The sequence below is a fragment of the Streptomyces europaeiscabiei genome (assembly GCF_001550375.1).
Lineage (GTDB): Bacteria > Actinomycetota > Actinomycetes > Streptomycetales > Streptomycetaceae > Streptomyces > Streptomyces europaeiscabiei.
Map to the genome: position 1 here is coordinate 1 of NZ_LRTR01000615.1, position 9,605 is coordinate 9,605.

Genomic DNA, 9,605 nt, shown 5'->3' on the forward strand with positions numbered 1-9,605 from the left:
CCGGACCCGGCGGCGCTCTCGGCGGGTGCCAGGCAGGAGCGGCGGCTCGGCTGGCTGCTCTGCGCGCCCGCGGTCGTCGTCATGATCGCCGTGACCGCCTACCCCATCGGGTACGCCGTCTATCTGTCCCTCCAGCGGTACGACCTGCGGTTTCCCGGACAGGCGGAGTTCGTGGGCCTGAGCAACTACGGGGCGGTGCTCTCCTCTCCGTTCTGGTGGGACGCCTTCTGGGTCACGCTGTTCATCACCGCCGTCTCCGTGACGATCGAACTGGTCCTCGGCATGGGGCTCGCCCTGGTGATGCACCGCACGATCTTCTGGCGCGGTGTCGTCCGTACGTCGGTCCTCGTTCCGTACGGGATCGTCACCGTGGTCGCCGCCTTCTCCTGGCAGTACGCCTGGACCCCGGACCTCGGGTACCTCGCCGAGCTGTTGCCCGACGGGGAGGCCCCACTGACCGAGCAGTGGCCCGCACTCTGGCTGATCATCCTCGCCGAGGTGTGGAAGACGACGCCGTTCATGGCCCTGCTGCTGCTCGCAGGCCTCGCGCTGGTCCCCGAGGAGACCTTGAAGGCGGCCATGGTGGACGGTGCCACCGCCTGGCAGCGCTTCACCAAGATCATGCTGCCGCTGATGAAACCGGCCGTCCTGGTGGCCCTGCTCTTCCGCACACTGGACGCGTTCCGGATCTTCGACAACATCTACATCCTGACCGCGGGCGCCCAGGGGACCGGCTCCCTGTCGATCCTCGGGTACGACAACCTGTTCACCTCGCTGAACCTGGGCATCGGGTCGGCGATCTCGGTCCTGATCTTCCTCTGCGTCGGGATCATCGCCTTCACCTTCGTCAAACTGTTCGGCACCGCGGCGCCCGGCGCGGAGGTGAAGCGCTGATGGCCGAGGTCGGGAAGACGCATGCCGCCCGCTGGGGTGTCATCAACGTGGTGGTGGTGCTGTACGCCCTGTTCCCCGTGTGGTGGATCGCCGCGCTGTCGTTCAAGGACCCCGCCACCCTGACGGACGGCAACTACATCCCCACGGACTGGACCTGGGAGAACTACCGGGGCATCTTCGAGACCGCCGAGTTCACCCGGGCCCTGATCAACTCGATCGGGATCGCCCTGATCGCCACGGTGATCGCGGTCGCGCTCGGCACCATGGCCGCCTACGCGGTGGCCAGGCTCCGCTTCCCCGGCAAGCGGGTGCTCATCGGCATGTCACTGCTGATCGCCATGTTCCCCCCGATCTCCCTGGTGTCACCGCTGTTCAACATCGAGCGGATCATCGGGATCTTCGACACCTGGATCGGGCTGATCATCCCGTACATGACCTTCTCCCTGCCGCTCGCGATCTACACCCTGTCGGCCTTCTTCCGGGAGATCCCCTGGGATCTGGAGAAGGCCGCGAAGGTCGACGGAGCGACGCCCGCGCAGGCCTTCCGGATGGTCATCGTGCCGCTGGCCGCGCCGGGCGTGTTCACCACGGCCATCCTCGTGTTCATCTTCTGCTGGAACGACTTCCTGTTCGCGATCTCGCTGACGTCCACCGAGTCCGCGCGCACCGTGCCCGCCGCGATCGCGTTCTTCACCGGGAGCTCCCAGTTCCAGCAGCCCACAGGGTCGATCGCCGCCGCCGCTGTGGTCATCACCATCCCGATCATCCTTTTCGTCCTGTTCTTCCAGCGGCGGATCGTCGCCGGGCTGACCTCCGGGGCAGTCAAGGGGTGAACGGGCCGACCGTGGCAGACAGGCCACCGGTCAACGAGACACCGACCGCAGTGCTCGGACCCGGAAGGCATGAAGGCAAGGAGACACCACCATGGCCGAGATCATCCTTGAGGGAGTGACCAAGCGCTTTCCCGACGGGGCCCTCGCCGTGAAGGACGTGGACCTCGAGATCGCCGACGGGGAGTTCGTGATCCTCGTCGGTCCGTCGGGATGCGGCAAGTCCACCACCCTGAACATGATCGCCGGACTCGAGGACATCACCGAGGGCACCCTGCGCATCGGAGACCAGGTCGTCAACGACCTCGCTCCCAAGGAACGCGACGTCGCCATGGTGTTCCAGAGCTATGCCCTTTACCCGCACATGAACGTCCGGGAGAACATGGGTTTCCCGCTGCGCCTGGCCAAGGTGGACAAGGCCACCATCGACGCCAAGGTGACGGAGGCCGCCCGGATCCTCGACCTGACCGACCACTTGGACCGCAAGCCCGCCAACCTCTCGGGCGGTCAGCGCCAGCGGGTGGCCATGGGGCGTGCGATCGTCCGGGATCCCAAGGCGTTCCTGATGGACGAGCCGCTGTCCAACCTGGACGCCAAACTCCGGGTGCAGATGCGCACCCAGATCTCCCGGCTGCAGCGGCGCCTCGGCACGACCACCGTGTACGTCACCCACGACCAGACCGAGGCGATGACGCTCGGCGACCGGGTCGTGGTCATGAGGCAGGGACTGGTCCAGCAGATCGGCACACCCGCCGAGCTGTACGACCTGCCGCGCAACATCTTCGTCGCGGGCTTCATCGGCTCCCCGGCCATGAACTTCGTGAACGCCACCCTGGAGGAAGGTGCGCTGCGATCGTCCCTGGGCGACCTGACCCTCGACGACCGTACGAGGCAGGCCCTGGAACGGCAGAACGCGCCCCGCGAGGTCATCGTCGGGCTGCGACCGGAGGCATTCGAGGACGTGGCCGTGTCGCACGACCGGGACCGGACGGGCCCGGTCTTCACCGCCACCGTGGAGTACTGGAGTCGCTGGGCTCCGATGTGTATGTCTACTTCACCGCGGAGGGCGGACCCGCGACGACCGCCGAACTGGAGGAGCTCGCCAAGGACTCCGGCCTGCGCGACACCGGGGCCGACACCCATCACATCGTGGCCCGCCTGGACGCCGCCACGCGTGCCCGTGAGGGCGAGCCGGTGGAGCTGCAGGTCGACATGGCCAAGGCTCATGTGTTCGACCCGGCGACGGGAGCGAACCTCACGCATCCGGTGAGGACGGACTGACGCCGCACGGCAGGGTGATCGACGCCCAACGCGCGCCCGGGTAGAACCTGTTGTGCGCCGACAATGCAGGTGACCCGCACCTCTGGGGCAAGGGGGGCGCACGTTCACGTCCTGTCGTCCCGACTTGCGCGGAAGCAGCTGACTGCAAGCCTTCCGGGGAGCCGACAGCCCGCCTTTCGGGGCTGCCGACACCGCGGCGCACAGTGGTGATGAGGGGTGTGTCGGGGGTGCGCGGTGGACCTGGGGGAGCGTCGGTCGCTTTGATGGGGGTCGCGGGGTGATCCGTGCCGTCACGGGTCGACGACCGCAGGCCGAGGACCCTCGACACGCGCCGGAGATGAGCTGCCATGGTGACCGACCGGTACGGCAACCGCCTGTTCGAGTGCACCGCCGAAGGGGCGGGACACCTGGACCGGGCCGTGGAGGGGCTGTTGTTCTTCCGGCCCGAGTTCCCGGCCGCCGTCGCGGACGCGGTGGCCGCGTGCCCGGGGGCGCCGCTGGCCCAGGCGTTCGCGGCGTATCTGGGGGTGCTGGGGACCGAGCCGCGGGACGCCGACGAGGCGGGCCGGCGCTTCGCGGACTTCGACGCCGGCCTGGACCGTGCGGCGCTGCCCCGGCGGGAGCGGATGCACATGGCCGCGGCGGAGGCCTGGCTCGGGGGTGATCTGGGGCGGGCCGGGCAGGTGCTGGAGGAGCTGGTCGTGGAGTGCCCGCGAGATCCGCTGGCCCTGGCGGTGGGCCATCAGCTCGACTTCTTCACGGGGGACGCGACGCGGCTGCGGGACCGGATCGGCGGTGCCCTGCCCGCGTGGGACGCGGACGACCCCCATCGTGGGCCGCTGATGGGCATGTACGCGTTCGGCCTGGAGGAGTCGGGGCACTACGACCGGGCGCAGGAGATGGCTCGGGCCGCCGTGGAGACGAACTCCCGTGACATCTGGGCCATCCACGCGGTCGTCCACGTACACGAGATGCAGGGTCGGTACGCCGAGGGGCTCGACTTCCTCCACGCGCGTCTGGACGACTGGGCGAGCGGCAGTCTGCTGACGGTCCACAGTTGGTGGCACTACGCCCTCTACGCGCTGGAGGCGGGCGACACCGCGACGGCCCTGCGGATCTACGACGCCGTACTGCACCACAAGGACTCCACCGGGTTCGTCATGGAACTCCTCGACGCCGCCTCGCTGCTGTGGCGGTTCCTCCTCGACGACCGGGACCAGGGGGACCGCTGGCGGCCCCTCGCCGACGCGTGGGCCGCGCGCGAGGACCCGCCGTTCTACGCCTTCAACGACGTGCACGCCGTCATGGCCCTCGCGGGAGCGGGACGGCTGGAGACGGCGGACGCGTTCGTCGCCGACCGGCGGCGCTGGCTGCGGGCGGCCCGGCAGGGCGGGCGGCCCGGCACCAACCGTGTGATGACCGGCGAGATCGGCCTGCCCGTGTGCGAGGCGCTGGTGGCGTACGTCCGCGAGGACTACCGGGCGGTCGTGGAGCTGCTCTGGCCCATCCGTCGGCGACTGCACACCTTCGGCGGCAGCCACGCCCAGCGGGACGCGATCCAGCGGACCCTGCTGGAGGCGGCCATCCGCGCCCGCCGGGACGACCTGGCGCGGCTCCTGCTCGGCGAACGCACCGGCCTGAGCCCCCACAGCCCCTACAACTGGCTCGGCCAGGCCCGTCTCGCCGACGCCCTCGGCGAAGCGGGCCGCGCCGCCGCCGCCCGCGACACGGCGACCGAACTGGCGGCGCCCGCCGCGGAGAGGCTGAGCCGCAACCCTCACGACACCCATCTCGTACGGCGGCCCTGAGCCCAGGCCGCCACGACCCGCTCCCGGCTAGGACAGACAGCCCACGTGCGCCAGGGCCTGCTTCAGCAGGACTCCCTGGCCGCCCGGCATCTCGTTCTGGACCGACTCCGACGCCGCCTCCTGGGGACTGAACCACACCAGGTCGAGCGCGTCCTGCCGGGGGCGGCAGTCGCCGGACACCGGGACGATGTAGGCGAGGGACACCGCGTGCTGACGCGGGTCGTGGAACGGGGTGATGCCCTGCGTCGGGAAGTACTCGGCGACGGTGAAGGGCTGCAGTGCCGACGGGACGCGCGGCAGCGCCACCGGCCCGAGGTCCTTCTCCAGGTGCCGCAGGAGCGCGTCACGTACCCGCTCGTGGTGCATCACGCGGCCGGAGACCAGATTGCGGCTGACCGTCCCGTCCGGGCCGATGCGCAGCAGCAGGCCGATACTGGTGACTTCGCCGCTGTCGTCGACGCGTACGGGCACCGCCTCGACGTACAGGATCGGCATCCGGGCGCGCGCCGATTCGAGCTCGTCGGACGGCAGCCAGCCCGGCGTGGTTTCGGTCATGTCAGACATTGGCCGATCATACTTTCAACGTCAGCCGGAGCGCGCGTCGCTCCGATCACACTTGTCACAGATGCCCGCGTCGCTCCGCTCGCATGCGTCGCTTCGGTGATCAGTCGTGCGACTCGCATGCGTCGCTTCGGTGATCAGTCGTGCGCGGCCCACATTCCGCGCACGTGACCGAGGTGGCGGGTCATCACCGCGTGCACGGCGGCCTCGTCGCGGTCGAGGAGGGCGTCCAGGAGTTCCAGGTGCTCCTGCGCGGAGGAGAGCAGACGGCCGGATTCGACGAGCGCGGTCAGGCCGTAGAGGCGGGCGCGTTTGCGCAGGTCACCGACCACCTCGACGAGGTGCGCGTTGCCCGCGAGGGCCAGCAGACCGAGATGGAAGCGGGTGTCGGCCTCGACGTAGGCGATGAGGTCGCCGGAGGCCGCGGCGGCGACGATCTCCCGGGCGGCGGGCCGCAGCGCCTCCAGGGAGACCGGGTCGGCGGTCCGGGCCAGACCGACGGTGGTCGGGATCTCGATGAGCGAGCGGACGTGGGTGTACTCGTCGAGCTGCTTCTCGGTGACGGCGGTGACCCGGAACCCCTTGTTGGGCACGGTGTCGACCAGGCCCTCCTTGGCCAGATCCAGCATGGCCTCGCGCACCGGCGTGGCCGAGACACCGAAGCGGGCGGCGAGCGCGGGCGCGGAGTGCACCTCGCCCGGCCGCAGCTCTCCGGCGATCAGCGCGGCCCGCAGCGCGTCGGCGACCCGCTCGCGGTAGCTGCTCTTCTTGCCGCCGAGCACCGGCAGGGCGGGGGCCGGGGGAGCGGCGGCGGACGGGGCGCCGGTGCGCTGCGAGGCCATGGGGGGCATGCGGTCTCTCCTGGAGTCCTGAAGTCCCGGAATCCTAGAGGACGAATCCGGAGGGGAACGGGTCGGACGGGTCGAGCAGATACTGGGCCGTGCCGGTGATCCAGGCGCGGCCGGTGAAGCTGGGGAGCACGGCCGGGACACCGGCCACCTCGGTCTCGCCGAGCAGCCGCCCCGTGAACCGGGTGCCGATGAAGGACTCGTTCACGAACTCGGTGTGCAACGGCAGTTCGCCGCGCGCGTGCAGTTGCGCCATGCGCGCGCTGGTTCCCGTACCGCAGGGTGAGCGGTCGAACCAGCCGGGGTGGATGGCCATCGCGTGGCGCGAGTGCCGGGCGGTGGCGCCAGGGGCGTACAGGTGGACGTGGTGGAGGCCGCGGATCGACGGGTCCTCCGGGTGGACGGGTTCCTCCTCGGCGTTGACGGCGTCCATCAGGGCGAGGCCGGCCCGCAGGATGTCGTCCTTGCGTTCGCGGTCGAAGGGCAGCCCGAACTGCTCCAGCGGCAGGACGGCGTAGAAGTTGCCGCCGTACGCGAGGTCGTAGGTGACCGTCCGCCCGTCGGCGAGTGCGATCTTGCGGTCGAGGCCGACGGAGAACGACGGCACGTTCTGCAGCGTGACCGCCTTCGCCGCGCCGTCCTCCACCGCCACCTCGGCGACGACGAGGCCCGCCGGGGTGTCGAGACGGATGGTGGTGACCGGCTCGACGACCTCGACCATGCCGGTCTCCACGAGCACGGTCGCGACACCGATCGTGCCGTGGCCGCACATGGGGAGATAGCCGGAGACCTCGATGTAGAGCACGCCGTAGTCGCAGTCGGGGCGGGTCGGCGGCTGCAGGATCGCGCCGCTCATCGCCGCGTGGCCGCGCGGCTCGTTCATCAGCAACTGCTTGACGTCGTCGCGGTGTTCACGGAACCACAGCCGTCGTTCGTTCATGGTCGCGCCGGGGATCGTGCCGATCCCGCCGGTGATCACCCGGGTGGGCATGCCCTCGGTGTGCGAGTCGACGGCGTGCAGGACGAGTTTGCTGCGCATGACCGGTCCTACCTTTCTGACGTGGGCTACGCGAGGCCCGCCGCGACGGCCTTCTCGGTGGCCGCCCGGATCGCGGCCTCCTGCTCCGGCAACAGCTCCACCCGAGGCGGACGGCAGCGTCCGCCGTGCCGGCCCACGATGTCCATGGACAACTTGATGGCCTGCACGAACTCGACCTTGGAGTCCCAGCGCAGCAGCGGGTGCAACTGCTCGTACAGACCCTTGGCCGTCGCGAGGTCGCCGTCCACCGCCGCGTGGTACAGCTCGACCGTCGCGGCGGGCAGGGCGTTCGGGTAGCCCGCCACCCAGCCCTTGGCGCCCGCGAGCGCCAGCTCCAGCAGCACGTCGTCCGCGCCGATCAACAGGTCCAGGTCTGGGGCGAGTTCGGCGAGCTGATACGCCCGGCGGACATCGCCGGAGAACTCCTTGACGGCCCTGATGTACCCCTCGCCGTGCAGCTTGGCGAGCAGTTCGGGGACGAGGTCGACCTTGGTGTCGATCGGGTTGTTGTACGCAACGACCGGGACGCCCGCCTTCGCGACCTCCGCGTAGTGCGCGAGGACCGACCGCTCGTCGGCGCGGTAGGCGTTCGGCGGCAGCAGCATCACCGAGGCGCAGCCCGCGTCCCGCGCCTGCTCGGCCCAGCGCCGCGACTCGGCGGACCCGTACGCCGCCACCCCCGGCATCACGCGCGTGCCGCCGATCGCGGCGACGGCCGTCTCGACGACCTTGGCGCGCTCCTCGGGCGTCAGCACCTGGTACTCGCCGAGCGAGCCGTTCGGTACGACACCGTCACAGCCGTTCTCGACCAGCCAGGCGCAGTGCTCGGCGTACTTGTCGTGGTCGACGGAGAGATCGTCGCGGAGGGGGAGCGCGGTGGCGACGAGGACGCCGCGCCAGGGACGGTGATCGGTGGTGGTCATGCGGATCCCTCTCAATGGGGTGTGACATATTACTGAGGTTGAGCCGGCACGGGGTGCCGGTGGACGGGCTTACCGGTGCCGGGTGCCGGGTGCCGGGTGCCGGGTGCCGGGTGCCGGTTCCAGGGTTCAGCGTTCAGGGGGTGCCATCGCCCTCCTCGGAGGTCTCTCCCGCACGGGCCAGTACGCCCAGCGGCACCGGTCGTGCGAACGGCCGCCGGGCGACGGCCTCCGCGCATCCGGCGATCCCCGCGACAGCCGGCCCGCACATCCGGCCCTGGCACCAGCCCATCCCGGCACGGGTGAGGAGCTTCACCGTCCGGACGTCCCCGGCGCCCAGCTCCCCGACGGCCTCGCGGACGGCCCCGGCGGTGACCTCCTCGCACCGGCAGACGACCGTGTCGTCGGTGACCTGCTCGGTCCATCGCGCCGGCGGGACGTACACGGTGTCGAGCACATCGAAGAACTCCCGCAGCATTCCACGGGACTTGGCGGCGCCCGCCCACTCGCCCGGGTCCGGAAGCCGGCCCAGGAGGTGGGCGGCGGCCGACCGCCCGGCGATGTGCCCCTCGGCGAGGGAGAGGGCCGCGCCGCCGATCCCGGTGGTCTCGCCCGCCGCCCAGACACCCGGCACATCGGTGCGCTGCTCGTCGTCGACCCACACCCGCGTCCCGCCGGGCTCGACGCGGCAGCCGAGCGCCTCGGAGAGGTCGGTGTGCGGGAGCATGCCGTGCCCGACGGCGAGCGTGTCGCAGACGAGGCGCCGCTCGGTGCCGGACCGGACGCGCCCCTCGTCGTCGAGCGCGGCGACGGTCACGGCCTCCAGCCGGTCGTCGCCGTGCGCCTCGACGACGGTATGGCGTACGAGGGTCCGCACCCGGCGGCGCAGCAACTCCACCGCGTACCCGGCCCCTTCGGCGAGCTTGTCCGCCCGGCCCACCAGCGCTCCGGCCCGCCGCACCAGGGCCCTCGGGTCCGCCGACTCCACCAGCGCGGCCACCGTCACGCCCGCCGCCGCGAGTCCGGTCGCCACCGGCAGCAGCAGCGGCCCGGTACCGGCGACGACCGCCGTACGGCCGGACACCACGAGCCCGCCCTTCAGCATGGCCTGCGCGCCCCCGGCGGTGACCACGCCGGGCAGCGTCCAGCCGGGGAAGGGCAGCACCTTCTCGTAGCCGCCCGTCGCGAGCAGGACGGCGTCCGCGCGCACGTCGACGGGGGTTTCCTGGTCGGGGCCGAGCAGGACGTGGACGGTGAAGGGCCGGGGGCCGCCCTCGGAGTGCCGCTCCACGCACCACACATGGTGGTCCGGGAGGTGGGTGACGCGCCCTGCGGTGACCTGCCGTTCGAGGGCGTCGCGCAGCCGCCGCCAGGTGCGCCAGCGGTGGTGCAGGGCCTGGGGGCGCCGTGCGCCGAGCCCGGCC

General features: G+C 71.1%; 8 protein-coding genes and 1 pseudogene. 4 read left to right on the plus strand and 5 right to left on the minus strand.

The window, feature by feature from the left end:
- The 4 genes and pseudogenes from AWZ10_RS29810 to AWZ10_RS29825 all read left to right on the plus strand — a co-directional run.
- Nucleotides 1-894, plus strand: an 894-nt coding sequence (locus AWZ10_RS29810; RefSeq protein ID WP_060892506.1) for a carbohydrate ABC transporter permease, incomplete at its 5' end; no start/stop codon positions are given.
- On the plus strand, nt 894-1,727 hold the full coding sequence (locus AWZ10_RS29815) for a carbohydrate ABC transporter permease (RefSeq protein ID WP_046707678.1): 834 nt from the start codon (nt 894-896) through the stop codon (nt 1,725-1,727). The genes AWZ10_RS29810 and AWZ10_RS29815, both read left to right, overlap by 1 nt.
- Before the next feature lie 91 nt (nt 1,728-1,818).
- Nucleotides 1,819-3,005 (plus strand): annotated as a pseudogene (locus AWZ10_RS29820) (ABC transporter ATP-binding protein).
- 347 nt (nt 3,006-3,352) lie between these two features.
- Nucleotides 3,353-4,813: a tetratricopeptide repeat protein gene (locus AWZ10_RS29825; protein WP_060892507.1), complete on the plus strand. Its 1,461-nt coding sequence runs from the start codon at nt 3,353-3,355 to the stop codon at nt 4,811-4,813.
- A 27-nt stretch (nt 4,814-4,840) separates the two neighbouring features.
- On the opposite strand, the gene AWZ10_RS29830 is transcribed toward AWZ10_RS29825, so the two are convergent.
- From AWZ10_RS29830 to AWZ10_RS29850, 5 genes are all read right to left on the minus strand, one after another.
- Entirely contained in the window at nt 4,841-5,368 is a 528-nt protein-coding gene (locus AWZ10_RS29830) for an NUDIX hydrolase family protein (RefSeq protein WP_060892508.1), read from the minus strand.
- A gap of 143 nt (nt 5,369-5,511) precedes the next feature.
- Nucleotides 5,512-6,216, minus strand: a complete 705-nt coding sequence (locus AWZ10_RS29835) for a GntR family transcriptional regulator (RefSeq protein WP_046707090.1) — start codon at nt 6,214-6,216, stop codon at nt 5,512-5,514.
- A gap of 43 nt (nt 6,217-6,259) precedes the next feature.
- Entirely contained in the window at nt 6,260-7,261 is a 1,002-nt protein-coding gene (locus AWZ10_RS29840) for a proline racemase family protein (protein WP_046707091.1), read from the minus strand.
- Nucleotides 7,262-7,287: 26 nt separating this feature from the next.
- On the minus strand, nt 7,288-8,184 hold the full coding sequence (locus tag AWZ10_RS29845) for a dihydrodipicolinate synthase family protein (RefSeq protein ID WP_046707092.1): 897 nt from the start codon (nt 8,182-8,184) through the stop codon (nt 7,288-7,290).
- 133 nt (nt 8,185-8,317) lie between these two features.
- Nucleotides 8,318-9,605, minus strand: a 1,288-nt coding sequence (locus AWZ10_RS29850; RefSeq protein WP_060892509.1) for an FAD/NAD(P)-dependent oxidoreductase, incomplete at its 5' end; no start/stop codon positions are given.